Annotated in this window: 19 protein-coding genes; 8 read left to right on the top strand and 11 right to left on the bottom strand. The window is 69.3% G+C overall.

All coding sequences use genetic code 11. The features are described from left to right. Positions 1-2 precede the first annotated feature (2 nt). The 5 genes from JK363_RS38710 to hemL all read right to left on the bottom strand — a co-directional run bounded on the left by JK363_RS38710 (position 3) and on the right by hemL (position 4948). Complete coding sequence (locus JK363_RS38710) at positions 3-767, bottom strand: cytochrome c biogenesis CcdA family protein (protein ID WP_201882838.1); 765 nt, start codon at positions 765-767, stop codon at positions 3-5. A 5-nt stretch (positions 768-772) separates the two neighbouring features. Continuing rightward, positions 773-1390, bottom strand: coding sequence for a TlpA family protein disulfide reductase (locus JK363_RS38705; protein ID WP_201882837.1), 618 nt, complete (start codon positions 1388-1390; stop codon positions 773-775). Positions 1391-1545: 155 nt separating this feature from the next. Beyond that, positions 1546-2724, bottom strand: a complete 1179-nt coding sequence (locus JK363_RS38700) for a polysaccharide deacetylase family protein (protein WP_201882836.1) — start codon at positions 2722-2724, stop codon at positions 1546-1548. A 212-nt stretch (positions 2725-2936) separates the two neighbouring features. Further along, positions 2937-3635 (bottom strand): histidine phosphatase family protein, encoded by a 699-nt coding sequence (locus JK363_RS38695; protein WP_372444938.1) that lies wholly within the window; start codon positions 3633-3635, stop codon positions 2937-2939. Beyond that, entirely contained in the window at positions 3632-4948 is a 1317-nt protein-coding gene (gene hemL / locus JK363_RS38690) for a glutamate-1-semialdehyde 2,1-aminomutase (RefSeq protein ID WP_201882834.1), read from the bottom strand. The genes JK363_RS38695 and hemL overlap by 4 nt, the downstream gene beginning before the upstream one ends. Before the next feature lie 116 nt (positions 4949-5064). Between hemL and JK363_RS38685 the strand changes: the two genes are divergently transcribed. Then, positions 5065-5613: a hypothetical protein gene (locus tag JK363_RS38685; RefSeq protein WP_236076481.1), complete on the top strand. Its 549-nt coding sequence runs from the start codon at positions 5065-5067 to the stop codon at positions 5611-5613. Positions 5614-5761: 148 nt separating this feature from the next. Here the strand turns inward: JK363_RS38685 and JK363_RS38680 are convergent, their stop codons facing one another. Then, entirely contained in the window at positions 5762-5914 is a 153-nt protein-coding gene (locus JK363_RS38680; protein ID WP_201882833.1) for a hypothetical protein, read from the bottom strand. 77 nt (positions 5915-5991) lie between these two features. On the opposite strand from JK363_RS38680, the gene JK363_RS38675 reads away from it, so the two are divergent. Further along, entirely contained in the window at positions 5992-6798 is an 807-nt protein-coding gene (locus JK363_RS38675) for an aminotransferase class IV family protein (protein WP_201882832.1), read from the top strand. A gap of 88 nt (positions 6799-6886) precedes the next feature. On the opposite strand, the gene JK363_RS38670 is transcribed toward JK363_RS38675, so the two are convergent. Continuing rightward, entirely contained in the window at positions 6887-8065 is a 1179-nt protein-coding gene (locus JK363_RS38670) for a hypothetical protein (RefSeq protein ID WP_201882829.1), read from the bottom strand. 250 nt (positions 8066-8315) lie between these two features. On the opposite strand from JK363_RS38670, the gene JK363_RS38665 reads away from it, so the two are divergent. After that, complete coding sequence (locus JK363_RS38665; RefSeq protein WP_201882827.1) at positions 8316-9071, top strand: SDR family NAD(P)-dependent oxidoreductase; 756 nt, start codon at positions 8316-8318, stop codon at positions 9069-9071. Between the two features lie 144 nt (positions 9072-9215). Here the strand turns inward: JK363_RS38665 and JK363_RS38660 are convergent, their stop codons facing one another. Continuing rightward, positions 9216-10409, bottom strand: a complete 1194-nt coding sequence (locus JK363_RS38660) for an RtcB family protein (RefSeq protein WP_201882825.1) — start codon at positions 10407-10409, stop codon at positions 9216-9218. A gap of 159 nt (positions 10410-10568) precedes the next feature. Here JK363_RS38660 and JK363_RS38655 point away from each other — a divergent pair, with 159 nt between their 5' ends. The 3 genes from JK363_RS38655 (at position 10569) to JK363_RS38645 (ending at position 13922) form a co-directional block, all read left to right on the top strand. Next, the gene (locus JK363_RS38655; RefSeq protein WP_307822044.1) at positions 10569-11495 is read left to right on the top strand and encodes a DUF3558 domain-containing protein; all 927 of its coding nucleotides are present in this window, start codon (positions 10569-10571) and stop codon (positions 11493-11495) included. A 145-nt stretch (positions 11496-11640) separates the two neighbouring features. Further along, positions 11641-12453: a hypothetical protein gene (locus JK363_RS38650; protein WP_201882823.1), complete on the top strand. Its 813-nt coding sequence runs from the start codon at positions 11641-11643 to the stop codon at positions 12451-12453. Positions 12454-12548: 95 nt separating this feature from the next. Further along, on the top strand, positions 12549-13922 hold the full coding sequence (locus JK363_RS38645; RefSeq protein WP_201882821.1) for a DUF2637 domain-containing protein: 1374 nt from the start codon (positions 12549-12551) through the stop codon (positions 13920-13922). 100 nt (positions 13923-14022) lie between these two features. Here the strand turns inward: JK363_RS38645 and lysS are convergent, their stop codons facing one another. Next, the gene (gene lysS, locus JK363_RS38640; RefSeq protein WP_201882819.1) at positions 14023-15801 is read right to left on the bottom strand and encodes a lysine--tRNA ligase; all 1779 of its coding nucleotides are present in this window, start codon (positions 15799-15801) and stop codon (positions 14023-14025) included. Between the two features lie 148 nt (positions 15802-15949). Here lysS and argS point away from each other — a divergent pair, with 148 nt between their 5' ends. Beyond that, complete coding sequence (argS, locus tag JK363_RS38635; protein ID WP_201882817.1) at positions 15950-17743, top strand: arginine--tRNA ligase; 1794 nt, start codon at positions 15950-15952, stop codon at positions 17741-17743. Here argS and JK363_RS38630 read toward each other — a convergent pair. Then, on the bottom strand, positions 17679-18422 hold the full coding sequence (locus JK363_RS38630) for a Uma2 family endonuclease (protein WP_201882816.1): 744 nt from the start codon (positions 18420-18422) through the stop codon (positions 17679-17681). The genes argS and JK363_RS38630 overlap by 65 nt on opposite strands. A gap of 102 nt (positions 18423-18524) precedes the next feature. Then, positions 18525-20066, bottom strand: coding sequence for an alpha/beta hydrolase (locus tag JK363_RS38625; RefSeq protein ID WP_201882815.1), 1542 nt, complete (start codon positions 20064-20066; stop codon positions 18525-18527). 226 nt (positions 20067-20292) lie between these two features. Between JK363_RS38625 and JK363_RS38620 the strand changes: the two genes are divergently transcribed. Then, the gene (locus JK363_RS38620; RefSeq protein WP_201882814.1) at positions 20293-20874 is read left to right on the top strand and encodes an AMIN-like domain-containing (lipo)protein; all 582 of its coding nucleotides are present in this window, start codon (positions 20293-20295) and stop codon (positions 20872-20874) included. The last annotated feature ends 46 nt before the right edge of the window (positions 20875-20920 follow it).

Here is a 20920-nt window from a genome sequence, read left to right as displayed (position 1 = left end):
GATCAGATCCCAACGTTGAAGCCCGCGGCCCAGCCTTGCATTTCGCCCATCATGGCGTCCCACACACCGGTGAGCATCAGCACCCCCAGGGTGATCAGCAGACCGCCACCGGTCCGCATCACCCAGACGTAGTGCCGCTTGACCCAGCCGAAGGCGCCCAGCGTGCGACGGTAGGCGAGAGCCACCGCTATGAACGGCAGCCCCAGACCGAGGCAGTAGGCGGAGACCAGCAGCGCGCCGCGCACCGCTGTCCCTTCCTGGATCGCCAGGAAGCTGGCGGCGCTGAGTGTCGGCCCGAGACACGGCGTCCACCCGACGCCGAACAGGACCCCCAGCACCGGTGCGCCCGCCAGCCCCATCGTGGGCTTGATGTGGAAGCGGAACTCCCGCTGCCCGAAGCCCTTGAGCACACCCATGAAGGCCAGGCCCAGCACGATGGTGATCACGCCGAGGACCTTGCTCAGGGTCTCCCGGTGCGCCAGGAGGGTATTGCCGAAATTGCCGAAGAGGGCTCCGAAGGAGACGAAGACCGCGCTGAACCCGAGCACGAACAGCGAGGCCCCCGCGAGCATCCGGCCGCGCCGCGCCTCGGCGAGATCCGCACCGGTGATCCCCGTGACATACGACATATAGCCCGGTACCAGCGGCAGCACGCAGGGAGAGAAGAAGGAGACCAGTCCGGCGAAGACGGCGATCGGCAGGGAGACCAGCAGTCCCCCGGTCATCACGGTCTCGTTGTATCCGGCGACGGCGGCGAGTGTGCTCACGGAACTCACTTTTCCGCGATCAGCGGGTCGAGCATCTTACGGAGTCGCTCCTCGCTCAGCGCGGTGAGCGTGCGGGCCGCGATCTTGCCGTCCCGGTCCAGGACGATCGTCGAGGGGATGGCCTGCGGGTTGAGGCTGCCCTTGGGGAAGCGCAGCATCAGCTTGCCCATCGGGTCGTACAGGCTCGGGTACTCGACGCCGAACTCCTTCTCGAACCTGCGCGCGGGGGCGCGGTCGGAGTCACGTGTGTTGATCCCCACGAACTGCACACCGTCGCGCTCGGTGTCCTTCGCGACCTTGGCGAGATTCGGCGCCTCCGCCCGGCACGGCGCGCACCACGAGCCCCAGACGTTCAGGACGACGATCTTGCCCTTGTAGTCGGCCACATCGAGCTGCTTGTCCTCGAGGGTTTTCCCCGACAGCTCGGGAGCGTCGGTGCGCTTCCCCTGGGGCACGGTGTCCACGCCGCCCTTGCCCTGGACGAACTTGGTGTCGGACGACCCACCCGAGGTGCCGCCGGAACCACAGGCGGTAAGGGTCAGCGCGGCAACCGCGGCCCCAGTGGCCAGCACGGTTGCGCGACGTCGGGTCGCGAGGCGCCGAGGGGCGCGGCAGGCACTCATGTGAAAAGTTTCGCATGGCCCTTTTGGGGATCTTCGCCACCCCCCTTCGCCCCCGGGCCCCGCCGTTCCCCTCCCACGAACCGGGCCTCGCGCCGGTCGTGGCCAGAGCCGTCGGCGGGCGCCGGCGGGGGCGGCCGGTGGCCGTCAGCGGCCGGTCAGGGCTTGGCCCGCCAGGTCTCGCCCACCCCGTACGACCGCAGATCGTCCAGCACCGCGGGGTCCTGGGCGTCCAGCCAGTCCGTGAACTGCTTGAAGGAGACCAGCCGCACATCCTTGCGCTTCTCGTCGGCCATATGCTTCAACGCTTCTTCGACGGCGTCCATATAGATCCCGCCGTTCCATTCCTCGAAGTGGTTTCCGATGAACAGCGGCGCGCGATTGGTCTCATAGGCGCGCTTGAATCCGGCTATGTAGGCTTCGGTGGCCTGCTTGCGCCAGCCCGGGTAGTTCGCCGGCGGCGCGTTCGTGGAATTGTGCGACTGGTTGGCGAGGATGTTGTAGTCCATCGAGAGCACTTCGAAGGAGTGCCCGGGAAAGGGAATCTGCTGCAACGGGAAGTCCCACAGTCCCTGCTTCTTCGAGGGCCACACCTGCGTGCCCCCGGGCGAGCTGGCGTCATAGCGCCAGCCCAGCTTCCGGGCCGTCGGCAGCAGATTCTCCTGGCCCTTCAGACAGGGGGTCCGGCCACCGATGAGCTCCTTGTGGTAGTCGAACGGCAGCGGGTCGAGATCCTTGAAGCCGGTATTCGTCCGCCACTTGGTGACGAAGGACATGGCCTGGTCGATCTCGGACCTCCACTGGGCGGGCGTCCAGCGCTCGACCGAACCGCTTCCGGCACAGAAGTGGCCGTTGAAGTGGGTGCCGATCTCATGCCCCTCCAGCCACGCCTTCCGCACGTTCTCCAGCGTCGCCCGGATGTGCTCATCGGTGAGATAGCCGATGTCGGAGGCGCCGACCGGGTTGTTCGGCGGCCGGTACATCGACTTCTTCGACTCCGGCAGGCAGTAGATGCCGGAGAGGAAGAAGGTCATGGTCGCGCCGTGGTCCTTCGCCAGCTTGCGGAACCGGGGGAAGAGACCGTTGCCGACCTCTCCCGCGCCGTCCCAGGAGAAGACCACGAACTGCGGCGGCTTCTGCCCGCGCGCCAGCCGCTCCGGCTTCGGCTCCTTCGGCCGCTGGGCGCCCCGGGAGGTCGATCCGTCGCCGATCGGCTTCGCCTGCCGCGTCTCGTGGGGTTTCGGCTTCGACCCCGGTGAGGAGCAGCCGGCGACGGCCAGTGACGCCACCGCTCCCGCACCAAGACCGAGGATGCCCCTTCGGCTGACCTCACGCATAACGTCCCCAATTCGCACTCGCCGTACTGGTGTCCGGGGTAGCGGACAACCCTTGAGATGACGAGACGAATAGCGGGGTTCCGAAGGGGCGCGGCCGATTACAGAAACCTTACATCCGGAGCGATTACCGAATGCGTTGGAACCAATACATGCGGAATTCCGTCGGGCTTATGCGCGCACCATGAGTGGATCAAGCACGGATCATGCAGAGATCACGCGCCGAAGCCCTTGGACGCCCCTTTCACCGGCTTGGCGCCCGCCAGCAGATGCGCCGGAACAAGATCGCGGGCCGGTTCGCTGTAGCCGACCGACACGATCTGGTCACCGCGGTAGGTGAAGCTGGTGAGGCTCGCCAGCGTGCACTGCCGCCTGCGCGGGTCGTGCCACAGCCGCCGCCGCTCCACAAAGCTGCGCACGATCCAGATCGGCAGCTGATGGCTGACACACACCGCCTCGTGCCCCCGCGCCGCGTCCCGCGCCGCGCCCAGCGCCGCCATCATCCGCACCACCTGGTCGATGTACGGCTCACCCCAGGAGGGGCGGAAGGGGTTGGTGAGATGGCGCCAGTTGGCGGGCTTGCGCAGGGCGCCGTCGCCCACGCCGAAGGTCTTGCCCTCGAAGACGTTCGCCGCCTCGATCAGCCGCCGGTCCGACGCCACGTCCAGGCCGTGCGCCTTGGCGATCGGCGTCGCCGTCTCCTGTGCCCGCTCCAGCGGGGAGGCGACAACATGGGTGATGTCACGGTCGGCCAGGTGCTCGGCGACCCGGTCGGCCATCCGCCGGCCCAACTCGGAGAGGTGGTACCCGGGCAGCCGCCCGTACAGCACCCCCTTGGGGTTCTCCACCTCACCGTGGCGCATCACATGGACGACGGTGATCTCGCTCTCGCTCTGAGTCATGTCACCCATCATTCAGTCGCCTCGGCGGCGGCCCGCGCCGCCCCCGGCAGAGCCGCGGCCACCCGCTCCAGCGCCCGGTCGTCATGGGCCGTGGAGACAAACCACGACTCGAAGACGGACGGCGGCAGATACACACCCTGCGACAGCATCGAGTGGAAGAACGCGGTGAAGCGGAACGCCTCCTGCGCCTTGGCCTTCTCGTAGTCGGTGACACCCTCGCCGGTGAAGAACACCGAGAACATGTTGCCCGCGGCCTGGAGGCGGTGCTCCACGCCCTCCTTGGCGAGCGCCTCCGTCACCAGCGACCGCAGCCGCTCGGAGACCGCGTCGACCTTGGCGTACGCCGCGTCGTCCAGCAGCCGCAGCTGCGCCACCCCGGCAGCCGTCGCGACCGGGTTCCCGGACAGCGTGCCCGCCTGGTAGACCGGTCCGGCCGGGGCCAGCCGCGCCATGATGTCGGCGCGCCCGCCGAAGGCCGCGGCCGGGAAGCCACCGCCCATCACCTTGCCGAAGATCATCAGGTCCGGCTCCACCCCGTCGAGGCCGTACCAGCCGGCCTTGGAGACCCGGAAGCCGGTCATGACCTCGTCGGAGATGTACAGCGCGCCGTTCTCCGCACACAGCTGCTTCAGCCCCGCGTTGAACCCCGGCAGCGGCGGCACCACACCCATGTTGCCCGGCGACGCCTCGGTGATCACACAGGCAATCTCCCCCGGGTACGCGGCGAACGCCTGCCGCACCGCCTCCAGGTCGTTGTACGGCAGCACGACGGTCTCCCCCGCCTGCGCGCCCGTCACCCCCGGGGTGTCCGGCAGCCCGAAGGTCGCCACTCCGGACCCGGCCGCCGCCAGCAGCGCGTCCACATGCCCGTGGTAGCACCCGGCGAACTTGATCACCTTGGCCCGGCCGGTGAACCCGCGGGCCAGCCGGATCGCCGACATCGTCGCCTCGGTGCCCGACGACACCAGCCGCACCTGCTCGACGGGCCCCACCCGGCCCACGATCTCCTCGGCGAGCTCCACCTCGCCCTCACCGGGCGTACCGAACGACGTACCGCGTGCGACCGCGGCCTGCACGGCCGCCATGACCTCGGGGTGGGAATGGCCGAGGATCATCGGTCCCCACGAACACACGAGGTCGACATACTCCCTTCCATCGGCATCCGTGAGGTACGGACCATCACCGGACACCATGAATCGGGGCGTACCTCCCACGGCACGGAAGGCCCGCACCGGAGAGTTCACGCCGCCGGGTGTCACGACCGCCGCGCGATCGAAAAGCGTCTGCGAAACTGGGGCTGCGTAGGGATAGCTCACGCAAGCCATGTTGTCAGAGGCTGACGGAGTCCTGCCGTGGGGCGTTTCACCGCTCCGGTGCGGGGGAGGTCTCTCTCACATTGATCGGGTTGCGCGGTGGTGGCCGCGAGTGGTCGGGTGGAGATATGCATCGCGGTGGCGAACTGGGTGAAGGGACTGACGACCGAGGCCCCGAGCGCGCCCGCCCTGGACGCCATCGGCGGCAGAACGCGGGCAGGGCAAGCAGAAGCGGGGGCCGCATGGGGGTGACCTACAAATACTTCGGTGCGCCCGACGGAGCCACCGCGGCCCGGGTCCCCATCTCCATGCGCCCCGAGGAACTCGGCGGCGATGAGCTCGGCCACGGCATGTTCACCAAGATCAAGCCGGAGACGGTGGCCGCGATGGTCCTCACCGGCATCGAGGGCGTCCCCCTCCACAAGGTCCCCCCGCTCGAACTGGTCGTCCTCCACCCCGACTACGCCGTCGTCAAGCTCCCGATGACCGCGGTCGACCCCCTGCGCGGCGTAGGCGAAGAAGCCGTCGGCGCCGCCGCCTTCATCTGGTCCACCGTCCCCGACCGCGGCGGCCCCCGCGACGCCTTCACCGTCTACCAACTGCTGCACGAGTGGCAGGACTTCAGCCATCGACTGCATGAGGCGGGGCACCAGCCGTATTGCCTGGTGTGGCCGTGAGGGGTTGCTGAGGGGCCCTGGGGCTCTCGCCCTGGGTCGTCGCCGAGGCTCCCTCGCCCTCCCGGCCGGCGGAAGGGAAAGGCGCCCTCTCCGACCCGCCGTGAACACCTCCGGTCGGTCATGGAGTTGGATGCGCGGTGCGGAGGCATCAGGTCCAGTCGGCCCCGCCGAGGCCCAGTTCGGCGATGGTCGATCGGACGAGGGCTTCGCGCAAGCGGTGGGCCTTGGTGAGACAGCGTTCCGGGCAGACCGGGACGTGCCACTGGAGGCGGGGCCGACTGACGCCGGTGCGCCGGGACAAGACCTTGTCCCGATGTGAAGGCTAACGTCGCCGTGTGCGCGGGCATTCCGCGCTGTGTCGTTCCCGCGGGGTGAGATATGGGCATGTATGTCGTTCAACGCAATGGCCGGGCGGCGACGGTGGAGGAGTTGGCGCCGCTCGCGTTCGCGGGGTACGCGCACTTCACCGCGATGCAGGTGCGTGACGGCGGGGTAAGGGGGCTCGATCTCCATCTCCAGCGGCTGCGGGCGGGCTCGCAGGAGATGTTCGGGACGGCGCTGCCCGACGAGCGGGTGCGGGAGCTGCTGCGGACGGCACTGGAGGCGGGAAGTGCGGCCGATGTCTCACTGAGGGCCACGGTCTACGCACCGGTGGGCGGGTTGACCGCGGACGAATCCGGGGCGGAACTGGACATGCTGGTGCGTACCGGTCCGCTCGCGACCCCGCCCACGGGGCCGCTGGCCGTGGAGGCCGTCGAGTACGAGCGGATCCTCCCGGCGGTGAAGCACGTGGGTGAGGTGGCCAAGGCGTACTACCCGCGGCAGGCCGTGAAGCACGGCTTCGACGACGCCGTCTTCGTCGACGGCCGGGGGCGGCTCAGCGAGGGGTCGATCTGGAATCTGGCTTTCTGGGACGGCTCCGCTGTGGTCTGGCCCGTGGCCGAGATGTTGGGCGGGATCACGATGGGCATCGTCCGCCGTCAGCTGGACCGCCTCGGGGCGCCCCAGCGGGACGCGGAGATCACGCTCGCCGATGTGCCGGGGCTGGCGGGGGCCGTGGTCATGAACTCCTGGACGCCGGGGGTGGCACTGCACCGAATCGACGGGACGGCCGTACCCGAGGCACCGTCCTTCCTGGAGCTGCTGCACCGGGCCTACGAGGCCGAACCGCTCACCGCACCGTGAGGGCGGCGGCACCATGCGGATGACACCATCACGCGGATGACGCCCGGCCGGGGGTCGCCTCGGCCGGGCGTCATGCACGGCGTTGCGCTCAGACGCCGGGGCGGCCTTGGTCCATGTGGTTGTCGTGGTTGTTGTGGTCGTTGTGCTGCTCCACCTTGGTGGTGCGCAGCACACAGCCGGTGTCCGGGTCGATCAGAACCCGCGTGATGGTGTGGTCACACTCGACATCCACCGCCCACACCAGGTGCTTCCTCTGGTGGTTCGGGTCCTGGTGCGGGTCGGTCATACGCGAGCGGTTCCCGTGCTCCCGCCCCTGGTGGTGCGCGTCCTCCTCGGGGCAGTCCTCCACCAGCTCGACGCTGCGGGCCCGGCCCCCGACCTCGCACTCGGCGATCCGGACCGCATCGTCGATCGTCACGCCACTGCGCTTCATCTGGTCATCGTGGTGGGCGGGGTCGCCCTGGTGGTCGCCGTGGGCAGGGCGCATCCCGCTGCGGACCTGCGGCTGCGAGCCGTCGCCGTAGTGGCCCTCGTCGTCACGGCCGTTGTTGGGACGGCCGTTCTCGCCGGACTGCGCGTCCTCCCCGCTCTCGCCGTACTGGCCGTCCTCCCCGTTCTCGCCGTACTGCTCACGCTGGCCGTTGTCCTCGCCGTACTGCTCGCCGGCCTCGTCCTCGCCGTACTGCTCACGGCCACCGTTCTCGGCGTACTGCTCACGGCCACCGTTGTCCCCGTACTGCTCACGCCCCTCGTTGTCCCCAGACTGCTCACGGCCACCGTTCTCGCCGTACTGCTCACGCCCCTCGTTCTCCCCAGACTGCTCACGGCCACCGTTCTCGCCGTACTGCTCACGCCCCTCGTTGTCCCCAGACTGCTCACGGCCACCGTTGTCCCCGTACTGCTCACGGCCACCGTTGTCCCCGTACTGGCCATGCTCCTCGTGTTGCTCCCGCTGGCCGTGTTGCTCGTGCTGTTGGCCGTGCTCCTCGTGCATGCCGTGCTGCTCGTGCTGTTGCCCGTGCTCCTCGTGCCGGCCGTTTTGCTCGTGCTGCTCGTGCTGGCGGCCATCCCCATGCTCGTTGTTGTGGTGCCCCGGGTCGTGGGCCTGCTGGCACGCGCCGTTGGACGGCGTGTGCGTCGTCGTGGCCCACGCGGCCGTCGGCGCGCCGGCAACCAGTGCCGCCGCCGCGACAGCGCTTGCCGAGACGACGCCCCAGCGGCGGAAGGACCGACGGGACCGCTGCACAAATCTGTTCTGCTGCGTCATGGGCTCAACTCACTCCTTGGGCATGGGGATGCTCCTCGCCGGCGCCGCGCCGGTCGCTGTGCTCCCTTCCCCGGGCCCCGGAGCCAGTAGCGGTTTCCGATCTTGACTCCCTCGATTGGATGTAAATCAGACCGTCATATCCTTCGTATGGATCATGTGCGGTCAGCCTCGACCAGACCCAGGCCGCACCCAGCCGTCAGGCATGTCATCAGATTCGCCAGATTCACCAGATTCATCAACAGGAGGGCCGATGACCACCCGTACCGCAGTCATCACCGGCGCCAGCAGTGGCATCGGCGCCGCGACCGCCCGTCGACTCGCCGCCGCCGGTTTCCGTGTCGTCCTCACCGCGCGCCGCGCGGACCGGATCGAGGCGCTCGCCGGTGAGCTGACCGAGGCGGGCCACGAGGCCGAGGCATATGTCCTGGACGTCACCGACCGCGACGCCGTCAATGCGTTCGCCGCCTCCCTCGACCGCTCCGACGCCCTGGTGAACAACGCGGGCGGCGCCATCGGCACCGAGACCGTCGCCAACGCCGAACCGGACGACTGGCGGGCGATGTACGAGGTGAATGTGATGGGTGTCCTCCAGGTCACCCAGGCCCTGCTGCCCGCGCTCACCGCCTCGGGCGACGGCACGGTCGTCGTCATGTCCTCGACGGCGGGCCATCTCGCGTACGAGGGCGGCGGCGGTTATGTGGCCGCCAAGCACGGGGCGCACGCCATCGCCGCCACCCTGCGGCTGGAGCTGTGCGGTGAGCCGGTACGCGTCATCGAGATCGCGCCCGGCATGGTCAAGACGGACGAGTTCGCGGTGAAGCGGTTCCGCGGCGACGCGTCCCAGGCCGCGGCCGTCTACGAGGGCGTCGCCGAGCCGCTCACCGCGGACGATGTCGCCGACACCGTCGAGTGGGCCGTCACCCGGCCCTCCCACGTCAACATCGATCTGCTGGTGGTCCGGCCCCGCGCCCAGGCCGCCCAGCACAAGGTCCACCGCGAACGCTGAGACCGGAAGCCGAGGACGGAAAACGGGAGGCCCTGCCGGTGCCCAGCCCCCACCCCCGTCAGGGGGCCGGGCACCTCGGCCCCGCCCGGGAGGATCCCCGGACCGGGCCTCCACCCGGTCCGGGGATCCTCCCGGATCGGGCCGTCAACCCTTCACACACACAACCTGCTTGAGCCTCGCCACCACCTCGACAAGGTCCCTCTGCTGGTCGATGACCTGCTCGATCGGCTTGTAGGCGCCCGGGATCTCGTCCACGACGCCGGAGTCCTTCCGGCACTCCACGCCACGCGTCTGCTCCTCCAGATCCCGTGTCGAGAAGCGCTTCTTCGCCGCGTTGCGGCTCATCCTCCGACCCGCGCCGTGCGACGCCGAGTTGAACGACGCCGCGTTCCCCAGGCCGCGCACGATGTACGAACCGGTGCCCATCGAGCCCGGGATGATCCCGTAGTCCCCGCTGCCCGCGCGGATCGCGCCCTTGCGGGTGACCAGCAGGTCCATGTCCTCGTAGCGCTCCTCGGCGACATAGTTGTGGTGGCAGGAGATGACAGGCTCGAAGACCGGCTTCGCCTTCTTGAACTCCCGGCGCACCACGTCCTGGAAGAGCCCCATCATGATCGAGCGGTTGTACTTGGCGTACTCCTGCGCCCAGAACAGATCGTGCCGGTACGCCGCCATCTGTGGGGTGTCCGCGATGAAGACGGCCAGATCGCGGTCGATCAGGTTCTGGTTGTGCGGAAGCTTCCGGGCCTCGCCGATGTGGTACTCGGCCAGCTCCTTGCCGATGTTGCGGGATCCGGAGTGGAGCATCAGCCAGACCGAACCGCTGTCATCGAGACAGAACTCAATGAAGTGGTTTCCCGAACCGAGCGAACCCATCTGCTTGGTGGCACGGTCCTGACGGAACTTGACCGCCTCGGCGACGCCGTTGAAGCGTCCCCAGAAGTCGTCCCACTTCGCGGTGGCGAATCCATGCAGCCGCCCGGGGTCCACCGGGTCGTCATGCATCCCCCGTCCCACCGGGATCGCCTGCTCGATCTTGGACCGCAGCCGGGACAGATCTCCGGGCAGGTCGTTCGCGGTGAGCGACGTCTTGACCGCCGACATTCCGCAGCCGATGTCGACACCGACCGCCGCCGGGCACACCGCGCCCCGCATGGCGATCACCGAGCCGACCGTGGCGCCCTTGCCGTAGTGCACATCGGGCATCACGGCCAGACCCTTGATCCACGGCAGGGTGGCGACATTCCGCAGCTGCTGCATGGCGCCGTCCTCGACCGTCGAAGGATCGGTCCACATACGGATCGGGACGTTCGCCCCGGACACCTCGACGTACGACATGATTTACTCATTCCCCCGTGAAAGACAGAAAACGCAAAAACCGGGCTTATGCCTTATTGGTGGCGGTCGACCGGCAAGCACGGCAGCGCGTGCGGTAGACATTGTGTCCAGCGACCGCCCACGGGCGGCAAGCAGTTTTCGCTCGAAGGGACACGGACAGTGCAGCCAGCGCAGCGAAGGGCGTACGGATGGCGCGCCAGCTCGGCCGTCGCCGTGCTCATCAGCGTGCTCGCCGCCGCCGGGCTCAGCGGATGCACCGGCTCCGACTCGAGGCCCAGCGGGGACGACGGCGCCTCGGACGACTCCGGGCACCAGGTCTCGGCCGAGCCCGGCCGCTATCGGTCCCTGCCCGAGGCATGCGGCGCCGTGAGCATGAAGACCCTCCAGACCCTGCTGCCCGGCGGCGACGAGGACAACAAGGCGTACGAGGGGCAGGCGGCCCTCACCTACGACATAGACCGGCGCGACGGCTGCCGCTGGAAGATGGAGACACCCGACGGCACCCGTTATCTGACCTTGGACTTCGAGCGCGTCGTGTCGTACGACCCGGCCGTCAGCGATGACGACCGGGCACAGGACCTCTACGAGAAGAAGGCCGTCGCCGCGCATGTCCCGGACGCCCCGAGCACCCCCTCGGCCCCCTCCGGCTCCTCCGACGCGTCCGAGGGCTCCGCCGACGACGGGGGCGGCGACGACGCGGTCCCCGGTTCGACGCCCAGCTCCGGCGAGAGCGGCAGCAGCGAAAGGGGTAGCGAGGGTAAAAAGGGCGGCAAGGGAACCAATGCCCCGAAGAGTGATGAGTCACCTCAAAGCGATGAAAGTGCGACGAGTGACGAGGAATTCGACGGAACCGCCCCACGCCGCCTCGACGACCTCGGCGACGACGCCTTCCTCAACGACCAGTTGATCACCAAGGACTCCGGTATCCACCGCGACATCACCGTGGTGTTCCGGTCCTCGAATGTGATTGCCACCATTCGTTACAACCAGTGGTCGACCGACAAGACGAGCATTCCCGACAGCGAAGAACTACAGGAAAACGCCGAAGACTTGGCCCAGGAGCTGACCGACCGCCTCAACGAATAGCGGGCCCGGCACGAACCCGTGGAATGACCCAGGACACCCCGCGAAGACCTCGGAGATTGGGACGCCCGCGCATCGGCCGCGTACCGTGCCGACTAATGACGCGGGCGGCACATCCGCCCATCGACAGAGAATGAGCGAAGGATCCATGCACCGTTCAGCCCCGCGACTCGCCCGAATACTCGCCTGCGCGACCGTACCTGTAGTGCTGGTCGCAGGCTGCTCCTCCGGCTCCGACGACGACAAGAAGAACGCGGACAATCCATCGAGATCCGCCTCGCCCAGTCCGTCCCCGACCGTAGCGGCAGCAAAGTTCAGCAAGCTGCCCGATGTCTGCACCTCCCTGTCGGGCAAGACCGTCGGCGAGCTCGTCCCGAAGGCGGAGCAGAAGAAGGGCAAGGCACTGCCGTCGGCGGACACCAACACGGCCGCGAGCTGCCTGTGGAGCGGCCTCGACGGATTCAAGTACCGGTCACTGACCGTCTCCCTCAAGCTCTTCCACTCCGACAGCGGGATGGGCAGCGGTGACAAGCGCGCCCAGGCGTTCGCGGGCCAGCAGGCGAGCAAGGCCGCCACGGCCGACGGCGCCAAGGACGCCAAGACCGAGCAGGCCGGGGGCATCGGCGACGCGGCCACCACGGTCAGCACCAAGACCAAGAAGGACGGCGACGACTTCCGCAACCAGACGGTCGTCGCCCGTACGGCCAACGTCGTGGTGGTGATCGAGTACGACGGTGCCGGTTATGAGACCGCCAAGACGCCGGACGCCGCCGATCTGCTGAAGGACGCCAAGGACGCGGCCAAGGAGGTCGTCGAGTCCGTCGGCAAGGGTGGCAAGGGCGCTTCGAGCGACTCGAGCAACTCGAGCGGTTCGGGTGGTTCGGGCGGTTCGGGCGGTTCGGGCAGCAAGCCCGACGACAACGCCTCCGCCGACAGCGGCAAGAAGAAGACCAGCGCCTAGTCGGTCCGCCACCCCTTCCCGTCCGAGGCGCTTGACGTGTATGCGACCCTGGGCGCGCTGTTGCCAAGGACGGGGAGGGATCGCGGGTGGCCGCGATGCAATTGACACGTACGCATCGAATACTGATCGGGGTGGTCGTCGCCGGAGCGGTGGTGATCGCCGCGATCGGCTTCGCCGGCTCCTATGCGGCCGTGCGCGATCTCGCACATGACAAGGGCTTCGGCGCCTTCGCCAACGTCTTTCCCATCGGCATCGACGCCGGGATCGTCGTTCTGCTCGCCCTGGATCTGCTGCTCACCTGGATCCGGATCCCCTTCCCCCTGCTGCGACAGACGGCCTGGCTGCTGACCGCCGCCACGATCGCCTTCAACGGCGCCGCCGCCTGGCCGGATCCGCTCGGGGTCGGGATGCACGCCGTGATCCCGGTGCTCTTCGTCGTCTCCGTCGAGGCGGCCCGGCACGCGGTCGGCCGGATCGCCGACATCACCGCCGACCGGCATATGGAGTCGGTCCGTATCGCCCGCTGGCTGCTCGCGCCGGTGCCCACCTTCCGGCTCTGGCGCCGGATGAAGCTGTGGGAGCTGCGCAGTTACGACGAGGTCATCAAGCTGGAGCAGGACCGGCTGGTCTACCGCGCCCGGCTGCGGGCCCGCTACGGGCGCGGCTGGCGCCGCAAGGCGCCCGTCGAGTCACTGATGCCGCTGCGGCTTGCGCGGTACGGGGTGCCGCTGGCGAACACCGCCCCGGCGGGGCTGGCCGCGGCCGGTCTGGAGGCGAACGCGGTCCTGCCGTCGGCGCTGCCGGCCGGTACGGGCACAGCAGGCATGGGCACCGGGGCTACGGCGGGTGCGACCGACGCCACTGATTCGGCGGCGTACGACGTCCCCGGGGCCGAGACCGGCGCGCCGGGCACCCCGGGCGCCCCCACCGCGCCCGGAACCGCCGGTGTGCCGGGCGCCCCTGGCGCCGGTCCGGCGGCCCCGGCTCCGGCGCCCGCCCCCGGACCGCAGGAGTTGCCGCTCTCCCTGCCGCTGCCGGTCTACCAGCAGGCCGCGTACCAGCAGTCCGGCTATCAGCAGCCGGTCCCGGCGGACCAGACGCAGCCGGAGACGGCCGAGCAGCCGCAGGTGACCGTGCCCGTCGGGCCGGGCCGGGTGCGTCAGCTCGGCGGCCAGGGCGTGATGAACAACCAGGGCGTCTACCTCCCCGAGCAGCGCGAGCCGGAGTCCTACCCCGCGTACGAGACGGCGGGGCGGTCGGTCTCCGAGCTGCCGGAGGACATCCCTCGGGACGAGGTGTTCTACGGCGCCTTCCGCCAGTACACCGCTGACAACGGGATGTTCCCCTCGGCGTACCAGTTCGGGCAGCGGCTGCGGGAAACCTACGGAGTCAGCGAGCTGAGCAACAACGAGCTCGCGGCGTACATCAAGGACTTCAAGGAACGCATGCAGTCCGAGCAGATCCCGTAGGACGGCTGTCCGCGGAGCGCATCCGTACGCGCCGAAGGGGGCGGCCCGGATTCCCGGTCCGCCCCCTTCGGCGCGCGTGTGCTTCCGGCGCGATCAGCGATCAGGACGCGAGCAGCTTGCGCACCCGGTCCGCCCCCACCGCCAGCAGCAGCGTGGGCAGCCGGGGGCCGGTGTCCCGGCCGACCAGCAGCTCATAGAGCAGCGCGAAGAACGACCGCTGCGCCACCTTCAGCTCCGGGGTGGGCTTGGCGTCCGCTACCAGCCCCGCCTGGATCTTCGGCACGCCGTAGACCAGCGTGGTCAGCCCGTCCAGCGACCAGTGGTCGTCCAGGCCCTCGAGCAGCAGCCGCAGCGACTCGCGCTCGGTCTCGCCGAGCGAGGCCAGCCGCTCGGTGTCCGGCTCCTCGCGCACCCGGGTGCGCTGGTCGGCCGGGACCTGGGTGGTGATCCAGCGCTCGGCCTTGTCGAGCCGCGGCCGGGTGTCGTCCAGCGACTTCACCGGGTTCTCCGGGTCGAGGTCGCCGAGGATGCGCAGCGTCTGCTCGTCATGGCCGGTGGTGATGTCGACCACAGACGCCAGCGTGCGGTACGGCAGCGGGCGCGGGGTGACCGGAAGTTCCCCGGCGGCGGTGCGGGTGGCGCGGCTGTAGGCGGCGGCGTCCGCGGGCTGGGCCGAGCCTTCGGCGATCTTGCGCGCCAGCGCGTCCCACTCGTCGTAGGTCCGCTGGATCTCCTGATCGAAGGCGATCTTGAACGCCTGGTTGGGGCGGCGGCGGGCGTACAGCCAGCGCAGCAGCGGCGCCTCCATGATCTCCAGGGCGTCGGCCGGGGTTGGCACCCCGCCCTTGGAGGACGACATCTTGGCCATGCCGCTGATGCCGACGAAGGCGTACATCGGGCCGATGGGCTGGTCGCCGCCGAAGACCTCGCGCACGATCTGCCCGCCGACGACGAAGGAGGAGCCGGGCGAGGAGTGGTCCACACCGGAGGGCTCGAAGACCACGCCCTCGTACGCCCAGCGCATCGGCCAGTCGACCTTCCAGACCAGCTTGCCGCGGTTGTACTCGCTGAGCAGGACGGTCTCGCCGTGGCCGCAGGCGCAGGTGTAGCCGAGCTCGGTGGTCTCGTCGTCGTACGCGGTGACGGTGGTCAGATCGCGCTCGCACACCGAGCAGTACGGCTTGTACGGGTAATAGCCCGCGCTGCCCGCGCTGCCATCGTCCTCGGCGGCCGCGCCGGAGCCCTCGGCGGCGGCGAGCTCGGCCTCGTCGACCGGCTTCTGCTGCTGCTTCTTGCCGCCCTTGGCCGCCCCCGGCTTGTCCTTGGTGCGGTAGCGGTCGAGCACGGCGTCGATCTGGGTGCGGTGGCGCATCGCGTGCAGGATCTGCTCGCGGTAGGCACCCGAGGTGTACTTCTCCGTCTGGCTGATGCCGTGGAACTCGATGCCCATCTGCCGCAGCGCCTCGATCATCGGCGCCTTGAAGTGCTCGGCCCAGTTGGCATGGCTGGATCCGGGCGGGGCCGGGACGGAGGTGAGCGGCTTGCCGATGTGCTCGGACCAGGACGGGTCGACCCCGGCCGGGACCTTCCGGTACCGGTCGTAGTCGTCCCAGGACAGGATGTGGACGCACTCGTATCCACGGCGCCGGATCTCGTCGGCGACCAGGTGCGGGGTCATGACCTCGCGCAGATTGCCGAGGTGGATCGGGCCGGACGGGCTGAGGCCCGAGGCGCAGACGATCCCCGGTGCCGGAGCACCTGATTTCGCCGTGCCGGGGGCGCGGCGCTCCGCCTCGGCAATGACCTCGTCGGCGAATCGGGAGACCCAGTCGGTCTCGGTGCTCTGAGCCACGGTCGGCACTTCCTTCCTAGCGGTCATGGCACCGCCCATTGTCCCAGACGGAGCAGGCGCCTCCGGAGCCCTGTGGACAGCTTGTCCACAGGGCCGGAAAACGGGTTGGACACACCGTGAAATACTGGTGTGGCCTCATCGGCAACTCAGTCCTCTACGGAACGGCATCTCACCCATGGCCTCGGTTCCCTCTCTTGCCGCTACGGTCCACCAGCGCGTCTCGGACGCCCTCTCGGCTGCTCTGCCGGAGGCCGCTTCCGCCGACCCGCTGCTGCGACGAAGCGACCGGGCCGACTTCCAGGCCAATGGGATGCTGGCGCTGGCGAAGCAGCTGAAGGGGAATCCGCGCGAGCTGGCCTCGAAGGTCGTGGAGCACATCCCGGTGGCCGCCACCTCCGCCGACCCCGACCCGGTGATCGCGGACATCGAGGTCTCCGGCCCCGGTTTCCTCAACATCACGATCGCCGACTCCGCGATCACCGCCACCCTCGCCGCGCGCGCGGCCGACGACCGCCTCGGCGTGCCCCACGCGCCGGACGCGGGCACCACCGTCATCGACTACGCCCAGCCGAATGTGGCCAAGGAGATGCACGTCGGTCATCTGCGCTCGGCGGTGATCGGTGACGCGGTGGTCCGGATCCTGGAGTTCACGGGCGAGAAGGTGGTCCGCCGCCATCACATCGGCGACTGGGGCACCCAGTTCGGCATGCTCATCCAGTATCTGATCGAGCACCCGCACGAGCTGGACCACAAGGACAAGGAGACCTCCGGCGAGGAGGCCATGTCCAACCTCAACCGCCTCTACAAGGCGGCGCGCGCGCTCTTCGACGCGGACGCGGAGTTCAAGGAGCGCTCCCGGCGCCGGGTGGTCGACCTCCAGGCCGGGGACGAGGAGACCCTCGCCCTGTGGCGGAAGTTCGTCGACGAGTCGAAGCTCTACTTCTACTCGGTCTTCAACAAGCTGGACATGGAGATCCGCGACCCCGATGTGGTCGGCGAGTCCGGTTACAACGACATGCTGGTGGAGACCTGCCGCCTGCTGGAGGAGTCCGGGGTCGCGGTCCGCTCCGAGGGCGCGCTGTGCGTCTTCTTCGACGACGTCAAGGGCCCGGAGGGCAATCCGGTCCCGCTGATCGTCCAGAAGTCCGACGGCGGCTTCGGCTACGCGGCCACCGACCTCTCCGCGATCCGTGACCGGGTGCAGAACCTCCAGGCCGACACCCTGCTGTATGTCGTGGACGCCCGGCAGTCGCTGCACTTCAGGATGGTCTTCGAGACCGCCCGCCGGATCGGCTGGCTCGACGACAAGACCCACGCCGTCCAGCTCGCCTTCGGCACCGTTCTCGGCAAGGACGGCAAGCCGTTCAAGACCCGTGAGGGCGAGACGGTGCGGCTGGTCGACCTGCTGGACCAGGCGATCGACCGGGCGGCCGCCGTCGTCCGGGAGAAGAGCGAGGAGAAGCTGGGCCTCACCGCGGAGGAGATCGCCGAGCGCGGCGCCCAGGTCGGCATCGGCGCCGTGAAGTACGCGGACCTGTCCACCTCCGCCTCCCGCGACTACAAGTTCGACCTGGACCAGATGGTCTCACTCCACGGCGACACCTCGGTGTACCTCCAGTACGCGTACGCCCGGACCAAGTCGATCCTGCGCCGCGCCGCCGAGGGCCAGACGCCGGTCGCCCACCCCGAGCTGCCGCTGTCCCCGGCCGAGCGGGCCCTGGGGCTGCATCTGGACCAGTTCGCGGAGGTCGTGCGCGAGGTCGCCAAGGGGTACGAGCCGCACAAGCTGGCCGCGTATCTCTACCAGCTGGCCTCGCTGTTCACGACCTTCTACGACCAGTGCCCGGTGCTCACCGCCGAGGGCGGCCCGTCCCAGGTCGCGAACCGCCTCTTCCTGAGCGAGCTCACCGGCCGCACCCTCCACCTGGGCATGGACCTGCTCGGCATCCGCACCCCCGAGCGCCTCTGAGCCCCTGACGGCCGACGCCCCGCCTCCCTCGTACAAGAGGGGGCGGGGCGCTGCCGTATATGCGGATGCGCGTCGCGTACCAGCTGTACCGGGTGAAGCCTCCCGTGGTGATCTTCAACCCGAGTGCCGCCAGCTCGATGTCCTCGCCGTACAGCCCGTGGAGGACTCCTTGATAGGCCCCCTCGCGGGGCACCGTGTACAGAGTCCATGTGCCATCACGGGGGTCGACGATCAGGTAGGTGGGCACGCCCGCATCGGCGTACCAGCTGACCATGTCCCGGGTGCCCTTGGAGCTGTTGCTCTTGGAGACGACCTCGCAGACGAGCTCGACATCGCCCGGATCGGCCAGCCATGCGTCGGACTCTCCGAACCCCGCGTCACAGACCAGGAGATCGGGCGTGGCGTAGTCGTCCTTGTCCCCCGGCATCGACACGGAAGCGACCTGGTAGGGCGCCAGATGATCCGCCAACTCGGGACGCACCTGGTCGTAAAGAGCTTTGACGATCCCGGCGTGCCTGCCCCGCCGGGTCGGGGACATCATGAGAACTCCTCGGATGATCTCGGCACGCAGGCCACTGGCTTCCTCAGCCGCTTCGGCGGCCTTGCGAAGCGGGGTCATGCCGGGCTCCGGCGGAGTGAGGCTCACGATGTTCTCGCTTCCGACAAGCGATCTCGTCATGATGCACTCCCTTGCGATACGAACATTCCTGCCGCGGAGGCGGCCGCCTTACCCGTGACCGTGGCAGTCCCCTGATCCCCGCGTCAGCTGGTGGACCGGAGATCACCGCATCGGGTGAGGGGCGCCCTGGCTGGTGGGGACGGCGGGGCAGGTGGTGTCCCGCCCCGGGCGCTCGCCGGTCAGCAGGAAGTCGGTCACCCGCCGGTCCGCGCAGGCGTTGCCGCGGCCCGGGCCCTGGTAGGCCGCGCCGTGCCCCATCGCGTCCACGCTGACCATCCGCGCCCGGTCGCCGAGGGCGCGCCGCAGCTTCAGCGCGCCGCTGTACGGGGTGGCCACATCGCGCTTGTTCTGCACCATCAGGACGTTCGACGGCCCCTGGTCGGTGATCCGGACCGGCTTGTCCCGCGGGGTTTCGTGCCAGAAGGTGCACGCCGTGGCGTTCACCGGCATTCCGGCGGTCAGCGGGTGGCTCTTGCGGCTCGCGGCGACATCGCGCGCATAGGCGGGAAGGGACTTCGGCCACTCCACGTCGTTGCAGACGGTCGCCAGGGACACCGCCATGGCGTCCTGACCGGGGTCCGGCGGGACCGCGCCGGGCACCTTGCCCGCGTCCGCGTCGGTGATCAGTTTGGCCAGGTTCTCGAAGCTGTCCCGGGAGAACAGGGCGGTGAGCACGCTCTGGCGGAACACATTGCCGTTCAGCTCGGGCGGGTTGGCGCCGGGCCACGACAGCGGCTTTGTGTCCAGACGGGCGGCGAGGTCCAGGACCCGGCGGCGCACCCCGGCGGGGGTCTCGGCGAGCCGGACCGGGCTGTCGGGGGCGGAGGCCCAGGCGGCGAAGTCCGGGAAGGTGTCCTCGACACCGACGGCGTAGGCGGCCAGCCAGCCGCGCCCCACCCGCTCCGGGTCCGGGTCGTCATTGCTGTCCAGCACCCAGCGGTCGGTGCGCTCGGGGAACATCTGGGCGTACACCGACCCCGGGTACGTTCCGTAGGAGACACCCCACGCGGACAGCTTCCGCTCCCCCAGCGCCTGGCGGATGCTGTCGATGTCCCGCGCCTCGGTCACGGTGCTGATGCTGCGCAGCAGCTCGCCGCCGTTGCGGGCGCAACGGTCGGCGATGCGGCGTCCTGTGGTGATGTTCCCCGCGATGCTCCCGTCGGCGGCGGGCCAGGGGCGTGAGGCGGTCAACGACAGGTCGGCGGTGGGGAGTTGGCAGCTGGCGTGTGTGGAGGCGCCCAGACCGCGCGGATCGAAGCTGACGATGTCGTAGGTGTCCCGCACGGATTGCGGCAGCCGCTTGCCGAGCGTGGTGGGCCGGTCCAGGCCCGGGGATCCCGGGCCCTCCGGGATCAGCATCAGGACGCCCCGGCGCTCGTCGGGCCGCTCGCTGCGGATCCGGGAGACCGCGAGCGAGATCCGCTTCCCACCGGGATCGCGGTAGTCCAGCGGCACCTTCAGTGTCGCGCACTGCTGACGCGGATCCAGCCGGGTGCCCGGACACGACCCCCAGTCGAGCGGGTGGGAGGAGGTGACGGACAGGTCTCCCTCGGCCGCGTCGGCACCGGAGACGGTGGTGAGAAGAGCGGCCGTGGCGGCGGTGGCGAGGGTCAGCGCGGTGGTCTTGCCGGAGAGGATTCGCATGCGATCAAGCCTCGTGGAACCGGCCCACCGATCCCATCCGGCCACCCGGCCAACGCAGTTGGGGTTACCCCCAGCCCGTCGTTCCACCGATCGGCGTACCCTGGCCGGAACACGATCGTCCTCTTTGCGACAGCTTCCGGACACCGCACAACCCGGGGCGGCTACGGCCCGTCCAACCCCATGTACATCCGAGTACATCCAATATCCATTCACATGGGGGTCCGATATGCGACGGTGGGGGACCGCGCTCGCGGCGATGGCACTGGCAGGAGCCGGTCTGGCGACGACGATGGGGACGGCACACGCCGCCACCAAGCCGTCGGCGGCGGCCGCCTGCGCCACCGGCTGGGGCAGCGGCGTGAAGAGCGCGCAGCCGGCGGCCCACAAGCCGCTCAAGAACATCAAGACCAGTCGGCACGCGTGCTTCGACCGCATGGTCTTCGACATCAAGGGCGGTACGGCCGCCAGCAAGACCGGCTACCGGGTGGGTTATGTCGACCACCTGTACCAGGACGGCTCCGGTGACGAGATCCCGGTCGGCGGCGGCGCCGTGCTGGAGGTCCGGGTGGCCGCGCCGAGCTACGACCCGCAGACCGGCGCCGAGTCCTACCCGGGCCGTGCCCGCAAGCCTCTTCCGGGTGTGAACCTGACCGGGTACAAGACCTTCAAGGACACCCGGTTCGGCAGCAGCTTCGAGGGCGACACCCAGGTCGGGCTGGGCGTGCGCGCCAAGCTTCCGTTCCGGGTGTTCCAGTCGGGCGGACAGGTGATCGTGGACGTGGCGCACTCCTGGAACGCGGTGCGCTGACGCCGCACGGCGGGGGCGGACCCGTGTCCGCCCCCGCCCCGCACGG

The sequence above is a fragment of the Streptomyces coffeae genome, assembly GCF_016741875.1.
In the GTDB taxonomy this organism is placed as follows: domain Bacteria; phylum Actinomycetota; class Actinomycetes; order Streptomycetales; family Streptomycetaceae; genus Streptomyces; species Streptomyces coffeae.
This window is presented reverse-complemented; position numbering and strand designations above follow the sequence as displayed.

Excerpts from the sequence above, each read along its gene's own strand:
- JK363_RS38705 (WP_201882837.1), bottom strand. The coding sequence starts at position 1,390 with ATGAGTGCCTGCCGCGCCCCTCGGCGCCTCGCGACCCGACGTCGCGCA.
- JK363_RS38700 (WP_201882836.1), bottom strand. The coding sequence starts at position 2,724 with ATGCGTGAGGTCAGCCGAAGGGGCATCCTCGGTCTTGGTGCGGGAGCG.
- JK363_RS38695 (WP_372444938.1), bottom strand. The coding sequence starts at position 3,635 with ATGATGGGTGACATGACTCAGAGCGAGAGCGAGATCACCGTCGTCCAT.
- hemL (WP_201882834.1), bottom strand. The coding sequence starts at position 4,948 with ATGGCTTGCGTGAGCTATCCCTACGCAGCCCCAGTTTCGCAGACGCTT.
- JK363_RS38685 (WP_236076481.1), top strand. The coding sequence starts at position 5,065 with ATGCATCGCGGTGGCGAACTGGGTGAAGGGACTGACGACCGAGGCCCC.
- JK363_RS38675 (WP_201882832.1), top strand. The coding sequence starts at position 5,992 with ATGGGCATGTATGTCGTTCAACGCAATGGCCGGGCGGCGACGGTGGAG.
- JK363_RS38670 (WP_201882829.1), bottom strand. The coding sequence starts at position 8,065 with ATGACGCAGCAGAACAGATTTGTGCAGCGGTCCCGTCGGTCCTTCCGC.
- JK363_RS38665 (WP_201882827.1), top strand. The coding sequence starts at position 8,316 with ATGACCACCCGTACCGCAGTCATCACCGGCGCCAGCAGTGGCATCGGC.
- JK363_RS38660 (WP_201882825.1), bottom strand. The coding sequence starts at position 10,409 with ATGTCGTACGTCGAGGTGTCCGGGGCGAACGTCCCGATCCGTATGTGG.
- JK363_RS38650 (WP_201882823.1), top strand. The coding sequence starts at position 11,641 with ATGCACCGTTCAGCCCCGCGACTCGCCCGAATACTCGCCTGCGCGACC.
- JK363_RS38645 (WP_201882821.1), top strand. The coding sequence starts at position 12,549 with ATGCAATTGACACGTACGCATCGAATACTGATCGGGGTGGTCGTCGCC.
- lysS (WP_201882819.1), bottom strand. The coding sequence starts at position 15,801 with ATGACCGCTAGGAAGGAAGTGCCGACCGTGGCTCAGAGCACCGAGACC.
- argS (WP_201882817.1), top strand. The coding sequence starts at position 15,950 with ATGGCCTCGGTTCCCTCTCTTGCCGCTACGGTCCACCAGCGCGTCTCG.
- JK363_RS38630 (WP_201882816.1), bottom strand. The coding sequence starts at position 18,422 with ATGACGAGATCGCTTGTCGGAAGCGAGAACATCGTGAGCCTCACTCCG.
- JK363_RS38625 (WP_201882815.1), bottom strand. The coding sequence starts at position 20,066 with ATGCGAATCCTCTCCGGCAAGACCACCGCGCTGACCCTCGCCACCGCC.
- JK363_RS38620 (WP_201882814.1), top strand. The coding sequence starts at position 20,293 with ATGCGACGGTGGGGGACCGCGCTCGCGGCGATGGCACTGGCAGGAGCC.